The sequence below is a fragment of the Streptomyces sp. NPDC023723 genome, assembly GCF_040639815.1.
GTDB lineage: Bacteria > Actinomycetota > Actinomycetes > Streptomycetales > Streptomycetaceae > Streptomyces.
Genome location: NZ_JBFAAP010000006.1, coordinates 95,452 through 120,994, shown reverse-complemented (window position 1 = coordinate 120,994; position 25,543 = coordinate 95,452). Strand labels below are relative to the sequence as shown.

The 25,543-nt window shown below is 72.0% G+C and carries 18 protein-coding genes; 9 read left to right on the top strand and 9 right to left on the bottom strand.

Annotated features, from left to right (window positions below; genetic code table 11):
* Window positions 1-365: 365 nt before the first annotated feature.
* Window positions 366-2,231 (top strand): CocE/NonD family hydrolase, encoded by a 1,866-nt coding sequence (locus tag AB0G32_RS09955; RefSeq protein ID WP_361160841.1) that lies wholly within the window; start codon window positions 366-368, stop codon window positions 2,229-2,231.
* A 56-nt stretch (window positions 2,232-2,287) separates the two neighbouring features.
* Here AB0G32_RS09955 and AB0G32_RS09950 read toward each other — a convergent pair whose 3' ends face one another.
* A complete protein-coding gene (locus tag AB0G32_RS09950; protein WP_361160838.1) occupies window positions 2,288-2,968 on the bottom strand; it encodes a class I SAM-dependent methyltransferase in 681 nt (226 codons plus the stop codon).
* Between the two features lie 152 nt (window positions 2,969-3,120).
* Here AB0G32_RS09950 and AB0G32_RS09945 point away from each other — a divergent pair, with 152 nt between their 5' ends.
* On the top strand, window positions 3,121-3,384 hold the full coding sequence (locus tag AB0G32_RS09945; protein ID WP_361160835.1) for a DUF6343 family protein: 264 nt from the start codon (window positions 3,121-3,123) through the stop codon (window positions 3,382-3,384).
* Between the two features lie 189 nt (window positions 3,385-3,573).
* Here AB0G32_RS09945 and AB0G32_RS09940 read toward each other — a convergent pair whose 3' ends face one another.
* From AB0G32_RS09940 to rpsA, 5 genes are all read right to left on the bottom strand, one after another.
* Entirely contained in the window at window positions 3,574-3,954 is a 381-nt protein-coding gene (locus AB0G32_RS09940; RefSeq protein ID WP_361160832.1) for a tetratricopeptide repeat protein, read from the bottom strand.
* A 70-nt stretch (window positions 3,955-4,024) separates the two neighbouring features.
* Window positions 4,025-4,633, bottom strand: a complete 609-nt coding sequence (coaE, locus tag AB0G32_RS09935; protein WP_361160829.1) for a dephospho-CoA kinase — start codon at window positions 4,631-4,633, stop codon at window positions 4,025-4,027.
* 49 nt (window positions 4,634-4,682) lie between these two features.
* Window positions 4,683-5,621 carry a PAC2 family protein gene (locus tag AB0G32_RS09930; RefSeq protein ID WP_361160826.1) on the bottom strand — a complete coding sequence of 313 codons (939 nt, stop codon included), beginning with the start codon at window positions 5,619-5,621 and terminating at the stop codon, window positions 4,683-4,685.
* Window positions 5,622-5,718: 97 nt separating this feature from the next.
* Entirely contained in the window at window positions 5,719-7,335 is a 1,617-nt protein-coding gene (locus AB0G32_RS09925; RefSeq protein WP_361160823.1) for a flavin monoamine oxidase family protein, read from the bottom strand.
* Between the two features lie 287 nt (window positions 7,336-7,622).
* Window positions 7,623-9,131, bottom strand: a complete 1,509-nt coding sequence (gene rpsA / locus AB0G32_RS09920; protein WP_361160821.1) for a 30S ribosomal protein S1 — start codon at window positions 9,129-9,131, stop codon at window positions 7,623-7,625.
* A 146-nt stretch (window positions 9,132-9,277) separates the two neighbouring features.
* Here rpsA and AB0G32_RS09915 point away from each other — a divergent pair, with 146 nt between their 5' ends.
* Together AB0G32_RS09915 and AB0G32_RS09910 are read left to right on the top strand one after the other, a co-directional pair.
* A complete protein-coding gene (locus tag AB0G32_RS09915) occupies window positions 9,278-10,318 on the top strand; it encodes a class I SAM-dependent methyltransferase (RefSeq protein ID WP_361160818.1) in 1,041 nt (346 codons plus the stop codon).
* A 4-nt stretch (window positions 10,319-10,322) separates the two neighbouring features.
* Window positions 10,323-13,085 (top strand): ATP-dependent helicase C-terminal domain-containing protein, encoded by a 2,763-nt coding sequence (locus AB0G32_RS09910; protein WP_361160816.1) that lies wholly within the window; start codon window positions 10,323-10,325, stop codon window positions 13,083-13,085.
* Between the two features lie 51 nt (window positions 13,086-13,136).
* Here AB0G32_RS09910 and AB0G32_RS09905 read toward each other — a convergent pair whose 3' ends face one another.
* The 3 genes from AB0G32_RS09905 to polA form a co-directional block, all read right to left on the bottom strand.
* The gene (locus AB0G32_RS09905; RefSeq protein WP_361160813.1) at window positions 13,137-14,933 is read right to left on the bottom strand and encodes a lytic murein transglycosylase; all 1,797 of its coding nucleotides are present in this window, start codon (window positions 14,931-14,933) and stop codon (window positions 13,137-13,139) included.
* Between the two features lie 291 nt (window positions 14,934-15,224).
* A complete protein-coding gene (locus AB0G32_RS09900; protein ID WP_361160811.1) occupies window positions 15,225-15,644 on the bottom strand; it encodes a hypothetical protein in 420 nt (139 codons plus the stop codon).
* Between the two features lie 298 nt (window positions 15,645-15,942).
* The gene (gene polA / locus AB0G32_RS09895) at window positions 15,943-18,669 is read right to left on the bottom strand and encodes a DNA polymerase I (protein WP_361160808.1); all 2,727 of its coding nucleotides are present in this window, start codon (window positions 18,667-18,669) and stop codon (window positions 15,943-15,945) included.
* Window positions 18,670-19,246: 577 nt separating this feature from the next.
* Between polA and AB0G32_RS09890 the strand changes: the two genes are divergently transcribed.
* From AB0G32_RS09890 to AB0G32_RS09870, 5 genes are all read left to right on the top strand, one after another.
* A complete protein-coding gene (locus tag AB0G32_RS09890; protein ID WP_361160805.1) occupies window positions 19,247-21,526 on the top strand; it encodes an FdhF/YdeP family oxidoreductase in 2,280 nt (759 codons plus the stop codon).
* Between the two features lie 71 nt (window positions 21,527-21,597).
* On the top strand, window positions 21,598-22,086 hold the full coding sequence (locus tag AB0G32_RS09885; protein ID WP_361160802.1) for a hotdog fold thioesterase: 489 nt from the start codon (window positions 21,598-21,600) through the stop codon (window positions 22,084-22,086).
* A gap of 282 nt (window positions 22,087-22,368) precedes the next feature.
* Entirely contained in the window at window positions 22,369-22,980 is a 612-nt protein-coding gene (locus AB0G32_RS09880; RefSeq protein ID WP_361160799.1) for a Tat pathway signal sequence domain protein, read from the top strand.
* Window positions 22,981-23,267: 287 nt separating this feature from the next.
* On the top strand, window positions 23,268-24,497 hold the full coding sequence (locus tag AB0G32_RS09875) for a branched-chain amino acid ABC transporter substrate-binding protein (protein ID WP_361160797.1): 1,230 nt from the start codon (window positions 23,268-23,270) through the stop codon (window positions 24,495-24,497).
* A gap of 111 nt (window positions 24,498-24,608) precedes the next feature.
* The gene (locus AB0G32_RS09870) at window positions 24,609-25,541 is read left to right on the top strand and encodes a branched-chain amino acid ABC transporter permease (RefSeq protein WP_361160794.1); all 933 of its coding nucleotides are present in this window, start codon (window positions 24,609-24,611) and stop codon (window positions 25,539-25,541) included.
* Window positions 25,542-25,543 lie beyond the last annotated feature (2 nt).

Here is a 25,543-nt window from a genome sequence, read left to right as displayed (position 1 = left end):
GCCCTGCCCTTCCCATCGCCCCCCATCGCCCCCGGTCGCCCTCGATCGTCCCCATCGCCCCCGACCGTCCACCGCCGACCGGCCGCCCTCCCCACCGACCGCCGCACGGCCCGCCCCACGGCCGGTGCCCGGCACGCTCGTACCCGGGCACCCGGGCACCCGCCCCCCGACACCGGCCCGGACATCCCGGCACATCCCCGACGCCCCGTCGACGACGCCCCATCGACGGCGGACCGGATTCGCTGCTAGACCTGCTCATCGCACCACCAGAACCACCCGCACCGCCCGCACTATTCGCCCAACTTGGCATGTTCGCACCAATTGCATCATCTCCGTCCATGACTCCATGACCCCAGGAGGAGCATGTGAGAGCACGTCGCGCGGCCGTCCGGGCCGCCTCGGCGCTCATCGCCGCCTTCGCGCTGACCGGCGCACTCGCCGGCCCCGTCGCCGCGGCCCCCGACGTCACCGCGGCACCGGTCGCCACCGCGACCGACCCGGTCACGCACGAGGAGAACGACCGGGTCCCCGAGGGCTCGGTCTGGACCCAGCAGTACTTCCCGTCCGCGGACGACTCCGGCACCGAACTGCACGCCGACGTCCTGCTGCCGGAGACCCTGCCCAAGAAGAAGAAGGTGCCGGTCATCCTGTCGATCGGCCCCTACTTCGCGCACTCGGGGCAGACCGGCCCGGAGGGCTTCAGCCACACCGGCCCCTCCGCCCGGTTCCAGGACTTCATCGAGGGCGCCGACCTGTTCGACAACGGCTACGCCTTCGTCATGGTCGACCTGCGCGGCTTCGGCGGCTCCACCGGCTGCCTGGACTGGGGCGGGCCCGGCGAGCAGGCCGACGTCGAGGCCGCCGTCGCCTGGGCCGCGAAGCAGCCCTGGTCCACCGGCGCGGTCGGCATGTACGGCAAGTCGTACGACGCCGTGACCGGTCTGATCGGCAACAACCTGGACCAGCGCGCGCTCAAGGCCGTGGTGGCCCAGGAGCCCGTCTGGGACATGTACCAGTACATCTACTCCAACGGCGTGCCCCGGCCGAACGTGACCGGCACCGCCGACGCCTACAACTCCATCGCCACGATGGAGCCGATGACGGACGACGACGCCTACTACCAGGCCAACGCCCGCTACGAGGACACCCACCCGGAGTGCCTGACCGAGAACTCCGCCGGGTACCGAATATCCGACCAGTGGGACGAGCACTGGACCTCCCGTGACCTGGCCGCGATGGCCAAGGGCAGCGACACCCCGCTCTTCGTCACCCAGGGCTTCATCGAGAACAACACCAAGCCCGAGGAGATGGAGGAGTATCTCGACAACCACCAGGGCGTCGAACGCGGCTGGCTCGGCCAGTGGGACCACGTCCGCGGCGGCGACCGCGTCAGCGACGGCCGCCTCGCCATGGGCCGCGAGGGCTGGTACGCCGAGACGCTCTCCTTCTACGACCAGTACCTCAAGGGCAGCAAGCCGACGGTCCGTTACCCGGCCTACGCCGTCGAGGACTCCACCGGGGCCTGGCGCGCCCAGCGCACCTGGCCGGTCGTCGAACGGTCGGTCGACCTCTCGCTCGGCGGCGGCTCCTACGTGGACGACGGCGGCGCCTCGGCCCGCGCGGCACTGACCGCCTCGGGCGGCACCCCGGCACCCAAGCAGTCCCAGCCGTCGGGCAGGTGGGACCTGGAGAACGCGCCCGCGACCGAGCAGGCCGCGCCGAAGGGGCTGGCCGAGGCCCAGGCCGAGACCCAGCGGTCCGGTGACATCACCTCCAGTTTCTTCGTGTGGTCGAAGCCCGTGCAGCGCGACGTACGCGTCACGGGCACTCCGCAGATCTCACTGACCGCCCGGGGCGAGGGCAACATCATGCTCAAGCTCTATGACGTCGCCCCGGACGGCAGCGCCGTCATGTTCGACGAGCAGGTCTCGCTGCTGGAGTCGGGCCGGCTGACCGTCGATCTGAAGGCGACCGACTGGACGCTGACCGCCGGGCACGTCCTGGCCGTCGAGATCGGCTCCATCCAGACCGGCTCGTGGCGTGACACGCCCTCCGGCGAGACCATCAAGGTCAAGAACGCGCGGCTGGAACTGGCCCTGGACGACCCGGCCGACGACGTCGCCACCCAGGGTGACCGCTCGCCGTTCCTGGACACCTATCTGAGCCAGTACACGGTGTCGCTGCCGGCCGGTCCGCCGTCGTTCTCGGTGATCCCGGGCGGTCGCCTCTGACACTCGGCGCTGCCGTGCCCGTGGCCGTGCCCGTGGACCGCAGACAGGTCTTCGGCTCAGGCCGCGGGCACGGCCCGCACCCATATCCGATCATCGGTCAGATACCGGTCCACTCTCAGCCCCGCCTCCGCCAGCGCCGCCTCGAACTCCTCCCGCGTCATCGGCCGCGCCCGGAAGGTCTGGGTCCAGACCGCGTCCGGGAACTCGTACTCGGCGCGTACCTCGTTGACTCCCTCGCCGATCGGCTCCGACGAGGCGATGCGCACGGTGAAGCCGCCGGGGTCGGTCCGCTCCCTGGGCACCCGGGTGTGGTAGTCCTCGCCCTCCCGCTGGATCAGGACGCAGCCGTCCTTCGCCACATGCCGGGCGCAGGTCCGCAGCAGCCCCCGCCGCACCTCCGCGTCGGCGGTGTGCACGAGGAACGAGGCGAGCAGCACCACGTCGAACGTCTCGCCCAGGTCGAGGTCCTCGATCGGGCCGCATATCGTGCGGGCGCCCCGGACCCGCTCGAGCATCTCGGCGGACTCGTCGACGGCCGTCACCGTGAACCCGCGCTCGCGCAGCGGGTGGGTCAGCCGCCCGACGCCGCTGCCCAGCTCCAGGACGCGGGCGCCCGCCGGCACGGCGGACGCGACGATGTCCGGCTCGGCTCCGGCCGGCAGCCGGGAGTAGAGCTCGACCGCACAGCCGTCCGGGGTGATGGCCCCGGGTCCCGTCCCCTTGTGCCCCGCTCGCATTTTCAGCTCCATGCCCGTCCAACGGACCGCTCCCGCACGTCCGTTCCCACCCCGGACCGGCTCACCCGAACGAGTGAGCACAGGCCGCAGGAGGCCCGCCTGGTCAACGGTTCCGGTGCCGAGTACGTTGCCAGGAGGAGCGGGTGATCGAGATGCGTACAGGCAGTGAACCGGCGACCGCGCGCAGTGCCCTGCGGGCACGCCTCTGGCTGAGTGTGTGGGGCGAGGTCTGGACGGTCTTCGGAACGGTGGCGTTCGTGCTGGTCGGCCGGCCCGGCTGGGCTGCGGCGTGCGCGGCGCTGTGGCTGGTCGTCACGGTCGACCTGGCCGTGGTCCTGCGGCGCCTGCGCCAGGGCCCGCACTGGCAGCCCGGCCGGGACATCCCGCCGTACCGGCCGCTGGACGGCCGCCGGTAGACACCGGTACTGGTCGGCCGCCGATGGACACCGGTACTGGTCGGCCGCCGGTAGACAGCGGTACTGGACGGACGCCGGTAGACAGCGGTACTGAACGGCCGCCGATAGACACCGGCGCTGGACGGCCACCGATGGACACCGGTACTGGACGGACGCCGGCTGCACCGGTGGGGCCCTTCGGCGCGGCCCTCAGCCGTCGAAGTCCGCCCGCCGCAGGTACTGCGGATTGGGATCCAGCGCGGCGGCCAGCCGGAAGTGGCGTCGGGCCTGGTCGGAGCGGTTCTGGCGTTCGTAGGTGCGGGCGAGCGCGAAGTGCGCGAAGGCGTTGTCCGGCTCTCGTTCCAGCACGATCGTGAACTCCAGCTCGGCGGGTCTGAGCTGCGCCGCGGCGAAGAAGGCACGTGCGCGCAGCAGCCGGGCGGCGGTGTTCTCCGGGTGCGCGGCGATCACACTGTCCAGCAGCTTCACCGCGCCCCGCGGGTCCCGCGCCGCGAGCAGCTGCTCGGCGGCACGGAAGTCGATCACGTCCGTCTCCGGTGTGCGTCCGGTCGGTCCGCTGGTCTCGGGCACGGCAGAGTCCTTCCCTCACTGGGGCGGTTCAACGCCCGTGCGGGTACCGCTATTCCTGGGGCGCCCGGGGCTATTGGGAAGCCGTGCGCGCCCGGGCCGCCAGTTCGGCCCACACGTCCGTCACCCGGCGCCGCAGGTCGTCCAGCGGCACGTCGTTGTCGATGACGATGTCCGCGACGGCCCGGCGCTGTTCACGGGTGGCCTGGGCGGCCATCCGGGCGCGGGCGTCCGGTTCGGTCATGCCGCGCAGCCGGACCAGCCGGTCCAGCTGGGTGGCGGGGTCGGTGTCGACGACGATCACCAGGTCGTAGAGGGGCGCGAGGCCGTTCTCGGTGAGGAGCGGCACGTCGTGCACGACGACGGCGTCCGGCGCCGCGGCCCGTTCCAGTTCCTCGGACCGGGCGCGCACCAAGGGATGCACGATCGAGTTCAGTACGCCGAGCCGCTCCTGGTCGGCGAAGACGATCGAGCCGAGCTTCGGCCGGTCCAGGCCGCCGTCCGCGGCCAGGACGTCCGCGCCGAAGGCGTCGACCACCGCGGCGAGCCCCTCGGTTCCGGGCTCGACCACCTCGCGCGCGATGCGGTCCGAGTCGATCAGTACGGCGCCGCACTCCACGAGCAGCCGGGACACTTCGCTCTTGCCGGCGCCGATCCCGCCGGTCAGGCCCACCTTCAGCATGACCGCAAGCCTAGGGCGCTGCTCCGGCGGACTTCCCGAGGGGGCTTCCTCAGCCGTCCCCCTCGCGCTCCGCCAGGAACCGTTCGAACTCGCGGCCGATCTCGTCCGCCGAGGGGATCTCGACCGGCTCGGCGAGCATGTTGCCCCGGGTCTCGGCGCCCGCGGCGGCGTCGTACTGGTGCTCCAGGCCCTGGACGAGCGCGGTGAGCTCCTCGTCGCCCTCCTGGATCTGCCGGTCGATCTCGGTCTGGGTGCGGTGCGCCTGGGTGCGCAGCGAGTGCGCGATGCCGGGCAGCACCAGACCGGTGGCGGCCGTGATGGCCTCCAGGACGGTCAGCGCGGCGTCCGGGTAGGCGGAGCGGGCGATGTAGTGGGGGACGTGCGCGGCGACGCCCAGGACGTCGTGTCCGGCCTCCATGAGGCGGTGTTCGACGAGTGCCTCGGCGCTGCCGGGGACCTGCGCCTCCTCGAACGGGCTGCGGTGGCCGGGGACCAGGTCGGAGCGGTTGCCGTGCGGGGTGATGCCGACCGGGCGGGTGTGCGGGACGCCCATCGGGATGCCGTGGAAGCTGACGGCCAGGCGGACGGCGAGCCGCTCCACGATCTGTCCGACGGCCGCGGCGAAGCGCTCCCACTCGACGTCGGGCTCGGGACCGGACAGCAGCAGGAAGGGCGCTCCGGTGGCGTCCTGGACCAGGCGCACTTCCAGGGCGGGCACCTCGTAGTCGGTGTAGCGGTCGCGCTTGAACGTCAGCAGCGGCCGGCGGGCCCGGTAGTCCACGAGCCGGTCGTGGTCGAACCGGGCGACGACCTGGTGGGGCAGTGAGTCGAGCACCTGCTCGACGACCTGGTCGCCGGTCTCCCCGGCGTCGATGTAGCCGTCGAAGTGGTAGAGCATGACAAGACCGGCCGACTCCTGGGCGAGCGCCATGTCGACCACGGCCAGGCCCTTCGGCTCCCATGTGTACAAACCCTGTGGATCAAGCACTGTGGCGGTCCTCCCTTGTCTTCCCCCTGGTCGAACGTCCGCGGGGGTCCGGGCATTCCCGCCCGGACCCCGGGGGACGCAGAACCTCACCGGGTTCTCAGGAAGCGAGCACGCGCGTGTGTAGTTCCGTCACCACCTTGCGGGCGGACGCGATCGCGCCGTGCTGCCAGGCGTCGAGGTAACTGAGGTAGTCACCGGCGAAGTAGACATGTCCCTGGGCCTGGTTGAGGGGTGCGTAGGCGGGGGCGTCGGGACCGCCGGGCATGGAGTGCCAGGCGCCTTCGAGGTACGGGGTGAGCTTCCACTGGTGGGAGAAGGCGGCGGCCAGTTCGGTCCGGTACTTCTCACCGTGGATCCTGACCCCTTGGGCTACGGCGCGCGCCTGGCGTTCGGCGGGGGTGAGCGCCGAGTAGGTCTCGGAGGCGGTGCCGGTGTTGTAGTAGCCGATGAGCAGGCCGCGTTCGCCGAGGTGGCCGTAGGACGGGTACCAGATGTGGGCGAGGTCGAGGTCGGTCTCGGTGATGCCGCCGAATATCTTGAAGTCGGTCTCCCACCAGCGGCTCCGGTACTCCAGGCCGATCTTCGACGCCTGGGAGGGCCGCACGGCCTCCAGGGCGGTCTGTACGGCGGAGCCGAGGTTGTGGGAGGTCTTGGCCAGGAGGTGCGGGGCGAGGGTGGCGACGCAGTAGTCGGCCGTCATGGTGCGCGTTCGGCCGTTGTGCCGGTAGGTCACGACGACGCCGTCGCTGGTGTCGCGGACGTCGGTGACGGGGGCGCCGGTGCGGATCCGGTCGTGGCCGATGGCGCGGGCGAACGCCTTGGGTATCGCGTCCATGCCGCCGACCGGCTGGAACATCAGCATCGCCTGGTCGTAGCCGAACTCGAAGGAGAAGTACCGGCCGACGTTGGAGGCGAAGACATCGCTCAAGGAGGGCACGCCGCCGAGTTGCTCGCCGGGGGTGCCGGTGGCGCCCGGGTCGGCGGTGAAGCCCCGGTGCTCGGTGCCGGTGTACTTGTAGTCGGCGCCGAGGGAGCCGTAGCTCTTGAGGAAGGTCCGCAGCCTCTCCTTGTCGTCGGCGGTGAGGGCGGCGTCCAGGGCGCCGGAGTCGGTGGCCTTGGCGAGCAGTTCGGAGACGTAGCCGTAGACGTCGGCCTTGGCGGTGCGGTACTGGACCGGGGCCGTCATGCCGCTGCTCTCGTTGTAGATGAGCGCGCTGGCGTTGCTGTTGGTGAACACCTCGACGTCGACGCCGAGTTCGCGGCAGTAGTCGAGGGTGACCATCCACTGGGCGAGGCGGCCGGGGCCGCAGTTCATGTACTGGCCCGCGCTGAACTCCGCCGTCTGGCGGTGTCCGGCGAGGTCGACGGTGGTGTCGCCGCCGCGGACGGTGAAGTTGCGGCCGCCGACGCGGTCGCGGGCCTCCAGGACGGTGCAGTCGTAGCCGGCCTTGCCGAGTTCGTAGGCGGTGGTGAGGCCGGCGATGCCGCCGCCGATGACGGCCACCTTGGCGGGCTTGCCGGACCGGCCCTGGAGGTGGAAGTCGCCGCTGCGGGGTGCCTGGAAGGGCGGCTCCTTCTCGGCCGCGTAGGCGGCGGTGGGGGCGAGGCCGAGGGCCCCCATGGTGGCGAACATGGCGCCGGCGCCGCCGGTGACGCCGACGCTGCGCAGAAAGCCGCGGCGGCTGGTTCCCGTTCCCGCTTGAGGTTCTGCCATGCGGCGGATCCCCTTTCCCTTGGGTCCCGTCAAATGTCCCTGGGGATCACCGCCGTACCCGCCGGCGGTGATCTTGGAGTCGGGAGGGATCCTCACAGCGCCGTGTTACACGCCGACACACTTCGCCATCTCGCACGGATTTCCGATTGTTACGGCTGCGAGGGTGTCCGGGCTGCGAGGGCAGGGGCCAGGGCCGGGGACGCGGAAGACCCCGCCCCCTCGCGAAGAGGGAACGGGGTCTTCCGTACAGCTACTACACAGCTACTACCGGTGTACCGGGGTGAGCGTCAGCTCTGGCCGCCGGCCAGCTTCTCGCGCAGCGCGGCCAGCGCCTCGTCCGACGCCAGCGCGCCGGAGTTGTCGCCGCCCTCGGACGAGTACGAGCCGCCGCCACCACCACCGGAGGCGGCCGGAGCCGCACCCGCGACGTCGGTGCCCTCGGCAGCGGCCTTCTCGTCCGCCTCGCGGGACTTGATGACCTGCGCCTGGTGCTGCTCGAAGCGCTGCTGCGCCTCGGCGTACTGGGTCTCCCACGCCTCGCGCTGGGTCTCGTAGCCCTCGAGCCAGTCGTTGGTCTCGGGGTCGAAGCCCTCGGGGTAGATGTAGTTGCCCTGGTCGTCGTAGGACGCGGCCATGCCGTACAGGGTCGGGTCGAACTCGACCGTCGACGGGTCGGCGCCGAAGGCCTCGTTGGCCTGCTTCAGCGAGAGGCTGATGCGACGGCGCTCGAGGTCGATGTCGATGACCTTGACGAAGATCTCGTCGTTGACCTGGACGACCTGCTCCGGGATCTCCACGTGGCGCTCGGCCAGCTCGGAGATGTGGACCAGACCCTCGATGCCCTCGTCCACGCGGACGAACGCACCGAACGGAACCAGCTTCGTGACCTTGCCGGGCACGACCTGGCCGATCTGGTGGGTGCGGGCGAACTGCTGCCACGGGTCTTCCTGGGTCGCCTTCAGCGACAGGGAGACGCGCTCGCGGTCCATGTCCACGTCGAGCACCTCGACGGTGACTTCCTGGCCGACCTCGACAACCTCGGAGGGGTGGTCGATGTGCTTCCAGGACAGCTCGGACACGTGGACCAGACCGTCGACGCCACCCAGGTCCACGAAGGCACCGAAGTTGACGATCGAGGAGACGACGCCGGACCGCACCTGGCCCTTCTGGAGGGTGGTGAGGAAGGTCTGGCGGACCTCGGACTGGGTCTGCTCCAGCCAGGCACGGCGGGACAGGACCACGTTGTTGCGGTTCTTGTCCAGCTCGATGATCTTGGCCTCGAGCTCCTTGCCCACGTAGGGCTGGAGGTCACGGACGCGGCGCATCTCGACCAGGGAGGCCGGGAGGAAGCCACGGAGGCCGATGTCGAGGATGAGACCACCCTTGACGACCTCGATGACGGTACCGGTGACGATCCCGTCCTCTTCCTTGATCTTCTCGATGGTGCCCCAGGCACGCTCGTACTGGGCGCGCTTCTTCGAGAGGATCAGGCGGCCTTCCTTGTCCTCCTTCTGGAGAACAAGGGCTTCGATCTCGTCACCGACGGCGACGACCTCATTGGGGTCGACGTCATGCTTGATCGAGAGCTCGCGGCTCGGGATAACGCCTTCGGTCTTGTAACCGATGTCGAGCAGGACCTCGTCCCGGTCGACCTTCACGATGACGCCGTCGACGATGTCGCCGTCGTTGAAGTACTTGATCGTCTCGTCGATCGCGGCGAGGAAGGCTTCCTCGTTACCGATGTCGTTGACCGCTACCTGCGGGGTGGTGGCGGTGGTCTCGGTGCTGCTCGTCATGTGGGAAAGGGCTCCGGTACGGACATTGAAGTCGTAGGTACTGCTACGCCGGAGCCCGTTTCGCCCTGTAGAAGCCGGACAGCCAAGGAAGCGCCCCACCGGATGACCGGTGATGCGCCTCGACAACCGAGGGGACATACATACAGATGCGAGCGCAGCCTGCTACGTCTGAGGTGCGCAAGCCCGCAGCGCAACTTGTAGCATACGGGGGCAGCCGGGCAGGGTCAATGCGCGAAGCCGCACACCCGGGGCGGATCGCCGCATACCCGGCACAAATCGTGTCTCCCGAGGCCACGCGGGCCCTGCGGCGCCCCCTTGTGACACCCGTGGGACACGGTCGTACGGAGGAGCCGCAGATTAGTACGAGGGAGCCCGTCATCCAAGAGCCCGAAGGTCCCGAACCCGAGGCCACCCGGCGTGCGGCAGGCGTCACCGAGAGCGCCCGCGCCAACCGTGGCTGGTGGGACCGCAACGCGGACGAGTACCAGGTCGAGCACGGCACCTTCCTCGGCGACGACCGCTTCGTGTGGTGTCCCGAGGGACTCGACGAGGTGGAGGCCGAGCTGCTCGGCCCGCCGGAGGAGCTGAAGGGCCGGGACGTCCTGGAGATCGGCGCCGGCGCGGCCCAGTGCGCGCGCTGGCTGGCCGCCCAGGGGGCCCGCCCGGTCGCCCTGGACCTCTCGCACCGCCAGCTCCAGCACGCCCTGCGGATCGGCAGTCCGTTCCCCCTGGTGTGCGCCGACGCGGGCGCGCTGCCGTTCGCCGACGCCTCCTTCGACCTGGCCTGCTCGGCGTACGGGGCGCTGCCCTTCGTCGCCGATCCGCGGCTGGTGCTGTCGGAGGTGCGGCGGGTGCTGCGCCCCGGCGGGCGGTTCGTGTTCTCCGTGACGCATCCGGTCCGCTGGGCCTTTCCGGACGAGCCGGGCCCGGAAGGGCTGAGCGTCGCGTCGTCCTACTTCGACCGCACGCCCTACGTCGAGCAGGACGACGACGGCCGCGCGGTGTACGTCGAGCACCACCGCACGCTCGGCGACCGGGTCCGGGACGTCGTCGCCTCGGGCCTGACCCTGGTCGACCTGGTCGAGCCGGAGTGGCCCGCGTGGAACACCTCCGAGTGGGGCGGCTGGTCCCCGCTGCGCGGGAACCTGATCCCGGGGACGGCGATCTTCGTGTGCGTACGAGACTGAGTGCGTGATCCGTTACGACGCCCTGGACGCCCTTCCCGTACGCGCCGCCCTTCCCGGTCTGGGCGACGCCCTGGCGGCACACGGCACCGCCGTGCTGGTCGCGCCGCCCGGCACCGGCAAGACGACGCTGGTGCCGCTGGTGCTGGCCGGGCTGGTCGGCGCGGGTGCCCCCGCGCGGGTGCTCGTGGCGGAGCCGCGGCGGATCGCGGCCCGCGCGGCGGCCCGGCGGATGGCCTGGCTGCTGGGCGAGAAGCCCGGCGAGAGCGTCGGGTTCACGGTGCGCGGGGAGCGGGTCGTGGGGCGGCACACGCGCGTGGAGGTCGTCACGACGGGGGTGCTGCTCCAGCGGCTCCAGCGCGACCAGGAGCTGACCGGCGTCGACGTGGTGATCCTCGACGAGTGTCATGAGCGGCATCTGGACGCGGACACGGCGGCGGCGTTCCTGTGGGACGTGCGCGAGACGCTCCGCCCCGAGCTGCGGCTGGTGGCCGCGTCGGCGACGACGGACGCGGAGGGCTGGGCGGCGCTGCTGGGCGGGGCGCCGGTGGTCGCGGCGGCGGGTGCCTCGTACGCGGTGCAGACGGTGTGGGCGCCGCCGGCCCGGCCGGTCCGGCCGCCGCACGGGATGCGGGTGGATCCCGCGCTGCTGACGCACGTGGCGTCGGTGGTGCGGCGGGCGCTGGCCGAGCGGGACGGGGACGTGCTGTGCTTCCTGCCCGGCGTGGGCGAGATCGCGCGGGTCGCGGGGCAGCTCGGCGGGCTGGACGGCGTGGACGTCCTCCAGGTGCACGGGCGGGCGCCGGCCGCCGCGCAGGACGCGGTACTGGCGCCCGGGCGGCGGCGCCGGGTGGTGCTGGCGACATCGGTCGCGGAGTCGTCGCTGACGGTCCCCGGCGTGCGGGTGGTCGTCGACTCGGGGCTGGCCCGGGAGCCGCGGGTGGACCACGCGCGCGGGCTGAGCGCGCTGGCCACGGTACGGGCCTCGCAGGCCGCCGCGCGGCAGCGGGCGGGGCGGGCCGGGCGGGAGGCGCCGGGCGCGGTCTACCGGTGCTGGACGGAGGCGGAGCACGGCCGGCTGCCGCGGTTCCCGGCGCCGGAGATCAAGGTGGCCGACCTGACGGCGTTCGCTCTCCAGGCGGCGTGCTGGGGCGATCCGGACGCGTCCGGCCTGGCGCTCCTGGATCCGCCGCCGGGCGGGGCGATGGCGGCGGCGCGGTCGGTACTGACGGCCGTGGGCGCGGTCGACGCCACCGGCCACGCCACCGCGCGGGGCGCCCGGCTGTCCCGGCTGGGGGTGCATCCGCGGCTGGGGCGGGCGCTGTTGGACACGGCGGGTTCCGGTGGGGCGGCCGGGGCTCCGGACGCCGCGGTGGAGGTCGTCGCGCTGCTCAGTGAGGAGGCGCCCCGGGAGTACGGAGACGACCTGGCCGGCGCCGTACGGGCCGCCCGGCACCGGGGTGACGCCTACGGCACACGGTGGCGGGCGGAGACGAGGCGATTGCGGGACGGCACCCGGGAGGCGCCCGGCCGGGCGACGGGCGGGTCCGGCGAGGGGCGGCGCAGGGGCACGGTCGGGGGCGGCGGGACCGAGGGCGCCTCCAGATCCGGCCGGGCGACGGGAGGAGCCGACGAAGGGCGGCGGAGGAACACGGACGGGGACAGCGGGACCGAAGACGCCTCCAGATCCGGCCGGGCGACGGGAGGAGCCGACGAAGGGCGGCGCAGGAACACGGCCGGGGACAGCGGGACCGAGGGCGCTTCCCGGTCCGGTCGGGCGGACGAAGGTGCCGTCGAGCGGGTGGCCGGGCTCGTCGCCGCGCTGGCCTTTCCCGAGCGGGTCGCCAAGGCGGACGGGGGGTCGTATCTCATGGTCTCCGGGACCCGGGCCGAGCTCGCCGAGGGGTCGGCGCTGCGCGGGGCGGCCTGGATCGCCGTCGCCGTGGCCGACCGGCCGGTGGGACGGCGGCACGCGCGCGTGCAGCTCGGTGCGGCCGTCGACGAGGACGTCGCCCGGCGCGCGGCCGGCGCCCTGCTGGCGCGGCGGGACGAGGTGCGCTGGGCCGACGGCGACGTCGTGGCCCGGCGGGTCGAGCGGCTCGGGGCGGTCGAGCTGACGGCGCGTCCGCTGCGCGACCCGGACCCCGGCCTGGTACGGGAGGCCCTGCTGGAAGGGCTGCGGCAGGAAGGGTTCGGGCTGTTGCGCCGGTGGGCGGAGGCGGACGCGCTGCGGCAGCGGCTCGCCTTCCTCCACCGGCACCTGGGCGCGCCGTGGCCCGAGGTGTCCGACCAGGCGCTGCACGCGCGCGTGGCGGAGTGGCTGGAGCCGGAGCTCGGCCGGGCCCGGCGGCGCGCGGACCTCGCGCGGATCGACGCGGGACAGGCGCTGACGCGGCTGCTGCCCTGGGCCACCGGCGAGGCGGCCCGGCTCGACGACCTGGCCCCGGAGCGGATCACCGTCCCCAGCGGGTCCCGGGTCCGGGTCGACTACGGCGATCCGGAGCGGCCGGTGCTGGCGGTGAAGCTCCAGGAGATGTTCGGGCTCCAGCGCACCCCCGAGGTCGCCGGGGTGCCGCTCCTGGTCCACCTGCTCTCCCCCGCGGGCCGCCCGGCGGCGGTCACCGCCGATCTCGCCTCCTTCTGGCGCGACGGTTACCAGGGCGTCCGGGCGGAGCTGCGCGGCCGGTATCCGAAGCATCCGTGGCCCCAGGACCCGGCCGGCGCCGAACCCACCCGGCACACCAACGCCCGGCTCGCCCGGGAGGGCTGAGCCGGGCGTACCCGGGGCACGGGTCGTGCGGGTCGTGCGGGCCTACGGGGATCAGGCGGAGGGGGTGGCGGAGGCGCTCGCGCTCGCCGAGGAGGTCTCGGACGGGCTGGGCGAGGCCGAGGCCGCCGCCTCGACCGTCAGCTCGACGTCGACGGACGCGCCGCCCGCGGTGGTGATGCGCAGCAGGAACTTCCCCTCGGTGTCGTCCGCGTACAGCGTCGGCAGCTTCACCAGGCCCTTGGCGTCGGTCTCCAGGCCCGTCAGGGTGCGCACCGTCTTGCCGTCGGCGTCCTTGAAGTAGGGGCCCTTGTCGTTCTCGGTGGCGTCGGTGGCCGAGGTGATGAGCGCGGCGCTGACGGCGACCTGGTCGGCGACGGCGTCCTTGTAGGTGGCCTTCACCTCCACCTGGTCGGCGAACGTGCCGCCCGCGGCGCAGGTGAACTCGGTGTCGGCGGCAAGGACGACGGTGTCGGCGACGCGCTGGGTGACGGTGGCCGCGTAGTCGGGGCCGGCGACCGAGCGGCCGACGACCGTGGCGCGGACCAGGAAGCCGCCGGTCTTCGCACCGGCCCGCAGCGCGGGCGCGGTGGCCACGCCGGAGCTGTCGGTGAGGACCGTGGCGACCTGCTCGCCGGTGCTGAACTCGGCGTCGGTGTCGCCGATGACGGTGAAGCGGACCCGCACCTTGCCGACGGCCTTGCCCGAGCTGGTCTCCGCGCGGGTGCTGATCCGCTCGGTGAACGCGTCGCCCGCCATCGCGCTGAGCTTGCCGGTGCCGGCGTTCTCCAGGCGGGCCACGGTGTCGGTGGGGGTCTGCGGGGTCTCGCCGGGCGACGGTGTTTCGGAGGCGGGCGGACTGGGCGTCGACTCCTCGGGATCCGGGGACTCGGTGGACGGTGACGTGGTCCCGTCCGAATCCTTAGACGACCCGTTCGAGCCACCCGAACCGGTGCCGGCGCCGGTGCTGGGCGACGTGCTGGGCGACGTGCTGGGCGTGGCCGGGGTGGTGGCGTCGTCGCTGCGGCCGACGGGCAGGGTGCCGGTGCCGTCCGGGACCTCGTAGGTGCCCTTGCGGTAGTACTCCAGCCAGGACAGGACGGTGTTCAGGTACTCCGTCGAGTTGTTGTAGCTGAGGATGGCCGAGTCGAGGTCGTCCTGCTGGGACAGGTCCCAGCTGTTGCGGCACAGGTAGTGGCCGGCGGCGAGGGCGGCGTCGTAGATGTTGTTCGGGTCGGACTTGCCGTCGCCGTTGCCGTCGCGTCCGGCCCACGCCCAGGTGGACGGGATGAACTGCATGGGGCCGACGGCCTGGTCGTACTCGCTGTTGCCGTCGTACGCGCCGTTGTCCGTGTCCTTGATGAGCGCGAAGCCGTTGCCGTCGAGCTCCGGGCCGAGGATCGGGCTGGTGGTGGTGCCGTCGGCGGTCACGGCGCCGCCGCGGGCCTGTCCCGACTCCACCTTGCCGATGGCGGCGAGGAGTTGCCAGGGCAGGTTGCAGCCCGGCTTGGAGGCGCGCAGCGACGCCTCGGCCTTCTTGTAGGCGTCCAGGACGGTGGCGGGGATGCCCGACTCGGCCGAACCCTGGGTGACGGACGTGCCGGTGGTCGACGAGGGCGAGGGGACGGGGCTGTCGAGCGGCGGAAGGTCGGTGTAGTACCGGGAGTTGCCGGTGGCGGTGTCGTCGGCGCCGGAGGCGGACGCGGAGTCGGCGGTGCTCTGTCTGCCGTTGCCGTCGGTGCCGGCCGTGACGTCGGGCGCCTGGGACGCGGACAGGGCCGCGACCGCGACCGCCGCGACGGTGGTGGTCATCGCGCTCTTGCGCAGCCGCCTGCCGAAATGCGCCGCCATAGAGTGAACCCCTCCCATGGACGCCTGGGCGTCCCTCTCCGTCACGTGCTCGCTCTGGTGTGACGGATCGGCCGACGCCGCGGGTTGTACCCCGCGTCGCCGCTGATCATCGCGGAAAACCGTGTGCGCTTGTTCGACCGGTACGGTGACGCTGGCGACCCTACGACAACTTCCTTTGCTCGGGCACCCGTTCGTGCCCGATTTTCCCCGGTTGGCCGCGCCGTGTCGCCCGCCTGGTCCTTGTTCGCCATGCGGAGTCCGGCCACTGTTCATTCCCGGCCGCGCGGCTGGTCATCTTTTCCTACGGCTTTCCCTGCGGCTCTTCCTACGGCGCCGGCGCCTGCGGGGTGCCGAGCCGGCCGGGTGCGCGCCGACCGGGTCGGCGGTCGCGATGAACAGGGTCATCCTGCGGTCGGGACGGGGCCGGGGCAGCAGCGTGAGCGCCAGCGCCAGGTAGCTGCGGGTCAGATCGGCCCAGCGACGCCAGGGGGCCGCCGCTTCGGCGCTGCCCGGCGCGGCGAGGCTCCGGGGGGCGAGTCTGCGCCCCAGGTCGTCGCGTACGTGGCAGACGGCCGAGGTGAGGGTGGCGGGGACCCGGGCGGTACTCGCGCCCAGGGCGAGGGCCGGGACCGGCGGGAGTGGCACGCAGGCCGGCTCGCCGACGCCGGGCCGCGGCGGTGCCGTCCGGTGGTGGAGCATGCGTATACCCATGCCCGCATCCTCACGGGCGCCGGGGGCGGGGGCGTTTTCGCGGGGGCCACCTGAGTGACGGGCGCGGGGGCGGGCGGGGCGGGCAGGGGCGGCGGGCGGGACGAGGCGAAGGCCACTGTCGCCCCGACCCGGCGGGCGGGAACAGGGCCGACGCCGTGGCCGCCCCGAGCCGGCGGGCGGGAGCAGGACGAACGCCGTGGCCGCCCCGACCCGGCAGACAGGAGCAGGACGAACACCGTGGCCGCCCCGTCCTGCCCGGGGCGGGCTCTGTCCGGGAGCAGGGCGTCCGGGGACGGAGCTAGTGCGCCGCCGACTCCCAGTCCGCCCCCGCGCCCACCGAGACGCCCAGGGGGACCCGGAGGGACACCGCGTCGGCCATCTCGCGGCGGATCAGTTCCTCCGCCGTCGCGCGCTCGCCGGGGGCGATCTCCAGCACGATTTCGTCGTGCACCTGGAGCAGCATGCGGGACTTGAGGCCGGCCTCGGTCAGCGCCTTGTCCACGTTGAGCATGGCGATCTTGACGATGTCGGCCGCCGTGCCCTGGATGGGGGCGTTGAGCGCCATGCGCTCGGCGGCCTCGCGGCGCTGCCGGTTGTCGCTGTTGAGGTCGGGCAGGTAGCGGCGACGGCCGAACAGCGTCGCCGTGTAGCCCGTCGCCCGCGCCTCGTCGACGACCCGGCGCAGATAGTCCCGTACGCCGCCGAAGCGGTCGAAGTAGGCGTCCATCAGCATGCGGGCCTCGGCCGCCTCGATGTTCAGCTGCTGGGACAGGCCGAAGGCCGACAGCCCGTACGCCAGTCCGTACGACATCGCCTTGATCTTGCGGCGCATCTCCGCGTCGACCGCGTCCTGGCCGACGGAGAAGACCTGCGCGGCGGCGGTGGTGTGCAGGTCCTCGCCGGAGGTGAACGCCTCGATCAGGCCGGCGTCCTCGGAGAGGTGGGCCATGACGCGCAGCTCGATCTGGCTGTAGTCCGCCGTCATCAGGGACTCGAAGCCCTCGCCGACCACGAAGCCGCGGCGGATCGCCCGGCCCTCGTCGGTGCGCACCGGGATGTTCTGGAGGTTCGGGTCGGTGGAGGAGAGGCGGCCGGTCGCCGCGACCGTCTGGTTGAACGTGGTGTGGATGCGGCCGTCCGTCGCGATGGTCTTGATCAGGCCCTCGACGGTGACGCGCAGCTTGGCCTGCTCGCGGTGCCGGAGCATGATCACCGGCAGTTCGTTGTCCGTCTGCGTCGCGAGCCAGGCCAGGGCGTCGGCGTCCGTGGTGTAACCGGTCTTGGTCTTCTTGGTCTTCGGCAGGTTCAGCTCGCCGAAGAGGACCTCCTGGAGCTGCTTGGGCGAGCCGAGGTTGAACTCCCGGCCGGCCGCCGCGTGCGCCTCCTTCACCGCCTGCTGCACCGCGCCGGCGAACATCTGCTCCATCGCCTGGAGGTGCTCCCGGTCGGCCGCGATGCCGTGCCGCTCCATGCGGGCCAGCAGCGCGGAGGTGGGCAGCTCCATGTCGCGCAGCAGATCCGCCGCGCCGACCTCCTGGAGCCGGCCTCCGAACGCCTCGCCCAGGTCGAGGACGGCCCGGGCCTGGACCATCAGCGCCTCGGCCTCGGCGGCGTCGTCCGCGCCGAACGCCAGCTGGCCGTCGGCCGCCGCGGCCGGGGCCAGCTCGCGGTGCAGGTACTCCAGGGACAGCGCGTCCAGGTCGAAGGAGCGGCGGCCGGGCTTGACCAGATAGGCGGCGAGCGCGGTGTCCATCGAGACGCCCGCGATGTCCCAGCCGTGCTCGGCGAAGACCCGCATCGCGCCCTTGGCGTTGTGGAAGACCTTGGTGCGGTCCGGGTCGGCCAGCCAGGACGTCCAGGCCGTCTCGTCGGCCTCGTCCAGCTGGGACGGGTCGAACCAGGCCGCCTTGCCGTCGGCGGCGGCGAGGGCCACCTCGGCGACCGAGCCGGTGCCCAGCGCCCAGGTGTCGACGGTGGCTACGCCGAGCGGCTCGGTGCCGTGCCCGGTGAGCCAGCCGGCCAGTTCGCCGGTGCCGAGCACCGTGCCGTCCAGCTCCACGCCGTCCGCGACGACCGGGGTGGCCTCGGCCTCCTCGGCGCCCGGGTCGACGGCGTAGAGCCGCTCGCGCAGCGAGGGGTTGCGGATCTCCAGGGTGTCCAGGATCATCGCGACGCCCTTGCGGTCGTAGGCGGCGCGCTCCAGGTCGGTGACGGTCTTCGGCAGCTCGACCTGGCGCTCCAGCTCGGTGAGACGGCGGTTGAGCTTGACCGACTCCAGGTGGTCGCGGAGGTTCTGCCCGGCCTTGCCCTTGACCTCGTCGACGCGCTCGACCAGTTCGGCGAAGGAGCCGAACTGGTTGATCCACTTCGCGGCCGTCTTCTCGCCGACGCCGGGGATGCCGGGGAGGTTGTCGGAGGGGTCGCCGCGCAGGGCGGCGAAGTCGGGATACTGGGCGGGGGTCAGGCCGTACTTCTCGACGACCTTCTCCGGGGTGAAGCGGGTCAGCTCGGAGACGCCCTTGGTGGGGTAGAGCACCGTGGTGTGGTCGCTGACCAGCTGGAAGGAGTCGCGGTCGCCGGTGACGATCAGTACGTCGAAGCCCTCGGCCTCGGCCTGCGTGGCGAGGGTGGCGATGACGTCGTCGGCCTCGAAGCCGGTGACGGCGAACCGCTCCACGCGCATCGCGTCGAGCAGCTCGCCGATCAGCTCGACCTGGCCCTTGAACTCGTCCGGGGTCTTGGAGCGGTTCGCCTTGTACTCGGTGAACTCCTCGCTGCGCCAGGTCTTGCGGGAGACGTCGAACGCCACCGCGAAGTGCGTGGGCGCCTCGTCACGCAGCGTGTTGGCCAGCATCGAGGCGAACCCGTAGATGGCGTTGGTCGGCTGGCCGGTCGCGGTGGTGAAGTTCTCCGCGGGCAGCGCGAAGAACGCGCGGTACGCCAGCGAGTGCCCGTCCATGAGCATCAGGCGTGGGCGGCTGCCGCCGGTGGGGGTCTGGGTCTTCTTCGATGCTGTGTCTGCCACGTCCACGATCCTGCCACGTGCCACTGACAGTCGGCTCCGCGTCGGTGCGGGTGGCGTCCTTATGAGGGGGTCGCTGTTCGGCTGCGGATGCGTCGTGGCTGGGCGCGCAGTTCCCCGCGCCCCTCAGGGCGATGTTCCCGCCGGCGGAACAAGAGGGCGCCGTGCCCGTCGGCGTCCCGCGCGGCCGCCGTCTCACCGCGCGGGCGCGTCGTGGCCGGGCGCGCAGTTCCCCGCGCCCCTCAGGGCGATGTCCTCCCCGGCGGAACAAGAGGGCGCCGTGTCCGTCGGCGTCCCGCGCGGCCGCCGTCCTCACTGCGCGGGCGCGTCGTGGCTGGGCGCGCAGTTCCCCGCGCCCCTCAGGGCGATGTTCCCGCCGGCGGGGACGAGGGGGCGCCGTGCCCGCCGTCTCCCCGCGCGGGTGCGTCGTGGCCGGGCGCGCAGTTCCCCGCGCCCCTTGGGGGCGCGGGGGCGTCGCAAGCATTGTTGCCGTCGCCGTTCCTGACCGGGCCGCGGCGGTGTCGGTGGTGCGTGCGAGGATCGGAGACGTACCTCACACGTGCATGCGAAGGAGCGCGCGATGGCCACCAAGCCGCCCAAGAGTGACCCGGTCCAGGACGCGCCGCGGGTCACCGGGCCGAAGCACGCGGCGGCGGGCGTCCCGGCCATCGGCCACACCCTGCGCATCGCCCAGCGGCAGATGGGCGTGAAGCGCACCGCCCTGACCCTGCTGAGCGTGAACCAGAAGAACGGCTTCGACTGCCCGGGCTGCGCCTGGCCGGAGCCGGAGCACCGGCACACCGCGGAGTTCTGCGAGAACGGCGCGAAGGCGGTGGCCGAGGAGGCCACCCTGCGCCGGGTCACCCCGGAGTTCTTCGCCGCGCACCCGGTCGCCGACCTCGCCGGCCGCAGCGGGTACTGGCTGGGCCAGCAGGGCCGCCTCACCCACCCCATGTACCTCCCGGAGGGCGGCACGCACTACGAGCCGGTCACCTGGGAGCGCGCCTTCGACATCATCGCGGCGGAGATCGGCGGTCTCGGCTCCCCCGACGAGGCCGTTTTCTACACCTCCGGGCGCACCAGCAACGAGGCCGCGTTCCTCTACCAGCTCTTCGCCCGCGAGCTGGGCACCAACAACCTGCCCGACTGCTCCAACATGTGCCACGAGTCGTCCGGCTCGGCGCTCAGCGAGACCATCGGCATCGGCAAGGGCAGCGTCCTGCTGGAGGACCTGTACAAGGCCGACCTGATCGTCGTCGCCGGGCAGAACCCGGGTACGAACCATCCGCGCATGCTGTCCGCCCTGGAGCAGGCCAAGGCCAACGGCGCGCAGATCATCAGCGTCAACCCGCTGCCCGAAGCCGGGCTGGAGCGGTTCAAGAACCCGCAGACGCCGAAGGGGCTCGCCGCCGGCGCCGCGCTCACCGACCTGTTCCTGCAGATCCGCATCGGCGGCGACCAGGCCCTGTTCCGGCTGCTCAACAAGCTGATCATCGAGACGCGGGGCGCCGTCGACGAGGCGTTCGTACGCGAGCACACCCACGGGTACGAGGAGTTCGTCGACGCCGCCCGGGCCGCCGACTGGGACGAGACGCTGGCCGCCACCGGCCTCACCCGCGCGGAGATCGAGGAAGCCCTGGCCATGGTGCTGGCCTCCGAGCGGACCATCGTGTGCTGGGCCATGGGACTCACCCAGCACAAGCACTCCGTGCCCACCATCCGCGAGGTCGTCAACTTCCTCCTGCTGCGCGGCAACATCGGCCGCGAGGGCGCGGGCGTCTGCCCGGTGCGCGGCCACTCCAACGTGCAGGGCGACCGCACTATGGGCATCTTCGAACGCCCGGCGCCCGCCTTCCTGGACGCCCTGGAGAAGGAGTTCGGCTTCGCCCCGCCGCGCGAGCACGGCTTCGACGTGGTCCGGGCCATCCGCGCCCTGCGCGACGGCGCGGCGAAGGTCTTCTTCGCCATGGGCGGCAACTTCGTCGCCGCCTCCCCCGACACCGAGGTCACCGAGGCGGCCATGCGCCGCGCCCGGCTCACCGTGCACGTGTCGACGAAGCTGAACCGCAGCCACGCGGTCACCGGCGCCCGCGCCCTGATCCTGCCGACCCTGGGCCGCACCGAGCGCGACCTCCAGGGCGGCGGCGAGCAGTTCGTGACGGTCGAGGACTCCATGGGCATGGTGCACGCCTCGCGCGGCCGCCTGGAGCCGGCGAGCCGGCACCTGCTGTCCGAACCGGCCATCGTGTGCCGGCTGGCCCGCCGGGTGCTGGGCGCGGACAGCGCCACGCCCTGGGAGGAGTTCGAGAAGGACTACGCCACGGTCCGCGACCGCATCGCCCGGGTGATCCCCGGCTTCGAGGACTTCAACGCCCGCGTGGCCCGCCCCGGCGGCTTCGCCCTGCCGCACGCCCCACGCGACGAGCGGCGTTTCCCGACCGCCACCGGCAAGGCCAACTTCACCGCCGCCGCGGTGGAGTTCCCCGAACTGCCGAAGGGCCGGCTGCTCCTTCAGACACTGCGCTCGCACGACCAGTACAACACCACGATCTACGGCCTCGACGACCGCTACCGGGGGATCAGGAACGGCCGCCGGGTGGTCCTGGTCAACCCCGAGGACGCCCGCGAGCTGGGCGCCCGGGACGGCTCCTACGTGGACCTGGTCGGCGAGTGGAAGGACGGTACGGAGCGCCGGGCGCCCGGTTTCCGCGTCGTGCACTACCCGACCGCCCGGGGCTGCGCGGCGGCGTACTACCCGGAGACCAACGTCCTGGTGCCGCTGGACGCCACCGCGGACACCAGCAACACCCCGGCCAGCAAGTCCGTCATCGTCCGTCTGGAACAATCGGCCACCGGCTGAGCGCCCGCTCAGCCGACGGCGGACAGCCACCGGAAGAACCACCAGGACGTACGAACGAACGGAGCCGGCCCATGGGCGAGCAGCAGCACGTGAAGTTCCCGCAGGAGGTCATCGACGAGTACGCCGCGCTCGGCGTCGACCTGCCCGCCCTGTTCTCCGCCGGGCACCTCGGCACCCGGATGGGCGTCCAGATCCTGGAGGCGTCGGCGGAGAAGGTCGTCGGCACCATGCCGGTGGAGGGCAACACCCAGCCGTACGGGCTGCTGCACGGCGGCGCCTCCGCGGTGCTGGCCGAGACACTGGGCTCGGTCGGCTCGATGCTGCACGGCGGCAGCTCCAAGATCGCCGTCGGCGTCGACCTGAACTGCACCCACCACCGCGGCGCCCGCTCCGGCCTGGTCACCGGCGTGGCCACGCCGCTGCACCGGGGCCGCTCGACGGCGACGTACGAGATCGTGATCAGTGACGAGGAGGGCCGGCGGGTGTGCAGTGCCCGGCTGACCTGCCTGCTGCGCGACGTGACTCCGGGGGACGCCGCCCGGGCGGGCGCGAGCGGCTGACGCCGGGCCCATTGCCCCGGGCTCCCCGGCGCCCTAGCGTCGGGGCATGGGACGGGGCGGAGCTCCCTGGCCGGGGGCGGCGAAGGACACGGGACTCCGCCGCCCGCGCGGACCGACGACGCCCGTACCGACGCCGGAACCCCTACTCGTACCGAGGTCCCTGCCGCCGCCCGTACCGGTGGCGGCACAGGCCGCCCTGACCCTGGCCCTCGTGCTGACGGCCCCCCTGGCAGTCGGCTGCGGGACCGGCGCCGGCCGCCCCGCCGAAGGCCCGTGGGCGCGGTGAGCGGCGCCGGCCCCGTCGAACCGGGCGAGAACACCCGGATCCGGGACACCCCGGCGGCCCGCCGCCCGCTCTCCCCGCGTCTCGAAGCCCTTACGCGCCGCTACGCCGCACACCGCCGCACCGCCCTCGCGACCGCCCTGGCCCTCGCCCTCCTGGCGGTCGGCGGCTACCTGTACGCGACCCGGCCACGGCCGCGGCCCGCTCCCCCGCCGCCCTACCCCTCCCAGACGGTCGACCTCGTCTACCTGAGTCCGGCCGCGCCCGCCGGTAACGCCCCGACCAGCGGCTTCGGCTTCACGCTGGCGCTGACCGTGCGGTCCGGGCCGCCGGTCACGGTGACGCGGGTGACCCAGTCCAACGCCGGTCTGTCGGTGTCGTCGTCCCCCCGGGCACCTTTCCAGACAAAGTCGCATTCCACCCGCAAGATCACCGTCACGTTTCGCGCGACGGAATGCGAGAAAGCACCGCGGAATGCCGGATTCCCTTTCCTGGATGTAACACTGCGTAATGTGCGTGCAATAGAGACCCACAGTTTCATTCTGGGACCGCGCTATGCCCAGCACCTCTCCGAAGCCCTGCGAGACGCCTGCGGCAACGATTCCCCGTAATCACCAAAACACCTCAGACGCCTGTTCACGCCTCGCCGGTCCTGCAAGTTCTCAACATGCGGACCGGGCGAATCGGCCAGAATTCCACCCTTCTTCCCATCCGGCACCGCTCTGCATTACGCGATGTCATAACAAGAGAGTCACAGCCTCCGTCAGACTCTCCTCCACGTTCCCCGCACCCGCCTAGAGTCACGGCCAGTCACCGCGCCATCCGAAAGTCAATTCGGCCCAGCGCTCGACTCGGCCGTCTCCACGGGGAAGCGGCCGTGCCAGGGAAAGGACTGACCGTGCGTCAACGTTCGCTCATCGCCATCACCGCCGCTCTGGCGGCGGGAGCGCTCACCCTCACCGCCTGCGGCTCGCGTGACGACGACGGCGGCTCGGACTCCGGCGGCGACGGCACCACCGTCGTCATCGGCGTCGACGCCCCGCTGACCGGCGACCTGTCCGCGCTGGGCCTGGGCATCAAGAACTCCGTGGACCTCGCCGTCAAGACGGCCAACAAGGACAAGTACGTCGAAGGCGTCACCTTCAAACTCGAGGCGACCGACGACCAGGGCCAGCCCTCCGTCGGCCAGCAGAACGCCTCCAAGTTCGTCGCCGACAAGGACGTCCTCGGCGTCGTCGGCCCGCTGAACTCCTCCGTCGGCGAGTCCATGCAGAAGGTCTTCGACACCGCGAAACTCGTCGAGGTCTCCCCGGCCAACACCGGCCCCTCCCTCACCCAGGGCCCGGACTGGCGCACCAAGAAGGTCCGCACCTACAAGTCGTACTTCCGCACCGCGACCACGGACGCCATCCAGGGCCCGTTCGCCGCGCAGTACGTCTACAACGACGCCAAGAAGAAGAAGGTCTTCGTCATCGACGACAAGAAGACCTACGGCGCCGGCCTGGCCGCCACCTTCACCGAGGAGTTCAAGAAGCTCGGCGGCAAGGTCGTCGGCACCGAACACATCAACCCGGACACCAAGGACTTCTCCTCGGTCGCCACCAAGGTCAAGAACTCCGGCGCCGACGTCGTCTACTACGGCGGCGAATACCCCCAGGCCGGCCCGCTCAGCAAGCAGATCAAGGAAGCCGGCGCGAAGATCCCGCTGGTCGGCGGCGACGGCATCAAGGACGACACCTTCATCAAGCTGGCCGGCGCCAGCAGCGACGGCGACCTCGCCACCTCCGTCGGCGCCCCCGTCGAAACCCTCGACTCCGCCAAGAAGTTCGTCGCCGACTACAAGGCGGCCGGCTACACGGAGGACTACGCGGCCTACGGCGGCTACTCCTACGACTCCGGCTGGGCCATCATCGAGGCCGTCAAGAAGGTCGTCGAGGACAACGACGGCAAGCTCCCCGACGACGCCCGCGCCAAGGTCACCGAGGCCATGCAGAACGTCTCCTTCGACGGTGTGACCGGCAAGGTCTCCTTCGACGAGTTCGGTGACGCCACCAACAAGCAGCTCACCGTCTACTCCGTCGAGAACGGAGCCTTCGACGACGTCAAGTCCGGTACCTACACCGGCTGACCCCACCCGCACCTGCCACGAGCCGCGCGGGGCGCTGTTCCACAAGCGCCCCGCGCGCTCACGCATCCGGCCAACATCCGTCGAACATCCGAACGTCTCGGAGGACATGCGGTGAACGAACTGCCGCAGCAGCTGGTCAACGGCCTGCTACTGGGATCCATGTACGGGCTGGTCGCCATCGGCTACACCATGGTCTACGGCATTGTCCAGCTCATCAACTTCGCCCACGGCGAGATCTTCATGACCGGCGCCTTCGGCGCACTCACGGTCTACGTCTACATCCTGCCCGACGGCACCTCCATGTGGATCGCCCTGCCGCTGATGCTGATCGGCGCCATGATCGTCGCCGTCACCGTCGCCGTCGGAGCGGAACGCTTCGCCTACCGCCCGCTGCGCGGCGCCCCCCGGCTCGCCCCCCTCATCACCGCCATCGGCCTCTCCCTCGCCCTCCAGCAAGCGGTATGGGCCTGGTACCCGGAAGCCAAGTCCGCCCGGACCTTCCCGCAGATCGAGGGCGGCCCCTTCCACATCGGCGACGTCACCATCCAGACCGGCGACATCTTCCTGCTCATCGCCGCCCCGGTCAGCATGGCCCTGCTCGCCTACTTCGTGATGCGCACCCGCACCGGACGCGGCATGCAGGCCACCGCCCAGGACCCGGACACCGCCAAGCTGATGGGCGTCAACACCGACCGGATCATCGTCATCGCCTTCGCCCTCGGCGCGCTCTTCGCCGCCGTAGGAGGCGTCGCCAACGGCCTCAAGTACGGCCAGATCGACTTCAGGATGGGCTTCATCCTCGGCCTCAAGGCGTTCACCGCCGCCGTCCTCGGCGGCATCGGCAACATCTACGGCGCCATGATCGGCGGCGTCGTCCTCGGCGTCGCCGAAACCCTCGCCACCGCCTACATCGCCGACGTCCCCGGCCTGGAGAAATTCGGCAGCCAGTCCTGGGCCGACGTCTGGGCCTTCATCCTCCTCATCCTCGTACTGCTGCTCAGGCCACAGGGCCTGCTCGGCGAACGCGTCGCGGACAGGGCGTGACC

Excerpts from the sequence above, each read along its gene's own strand:
- AB0G32_RS09950 (WP_361160838.1), bottom strand. The coding sequence starts at position 2,968 with ATGCGAGCGGGGCACAAGGGGACGGGACCCGGGGCCATCACCCCGGAC.
- AB0G32_RS09945 (WP_361160835.1), top strand. The coding sequence starts at position 3,121 with ATGCGTACAGGCAGTGAACCGGCGACCGCGCGCAGTGCCCTGCGGGCA.
- coaE (WP_361160829.1), bottom strand. The coding sequence starts at position 4,633 with ATGCTGAAGGTGGGCCTGACCGGCGGGATCGGCGCCGGCAAGAGCGAA.
- AB0G32_RS09925 (WP_361160823.1), bottom strand. The coding sequence starts at position 7,335 with ATGGCAGAACCTCAAGCGGGAACGGGAACCAGCCGCCGCGGCTTTCTG.
- rpsA (WP_361160821.1), bottom strand. The coding sequence starts at position 9,131 with ATGACGAGCAGCACCGAGACCACCGCCACCACCCCGCAGGTAGCGGTC.
- AB0G32_RS09915 (WP_361160818.1), top strand. The coding sequence starts at position 9,278 with ATGCGAGCGCAGCCTGCTACGTCTGAGGTGCGCAAGCCCGCAGCGCAA.
- AB0G32_RS09905 (WP_361160813.1), bottom strand. The coding sequence starts at position 14,933 with ATGGCGGCGCATTTCGGCAGGCGGCTGCGCAAGAGCGCGATGACCACC.
- AB0G32_RS09900 (WP_361160811.1), bottom strand. The coding sequence starts at position 15,644 with ATGGGTATACGCATGCTCCACCACCGGACGGCACCGCCGCGGCCCGGC.
- AB0G32_RS09890 (WP_361160805.1), top strand. The coding sequence starts at position 19,247 with ATGGCCACCAAGCCGCCCAAGAGTGACCCGGTCCAGGACGCGCCGCGG.
- AB0G32_RS09885 (WP_361160802.1), top strand. The coding sequence starts at position 21,598 with ATGGGCGAGCAGCAGCACGTGAAGTTCCCGCAGGAGGTCATCGACGAG.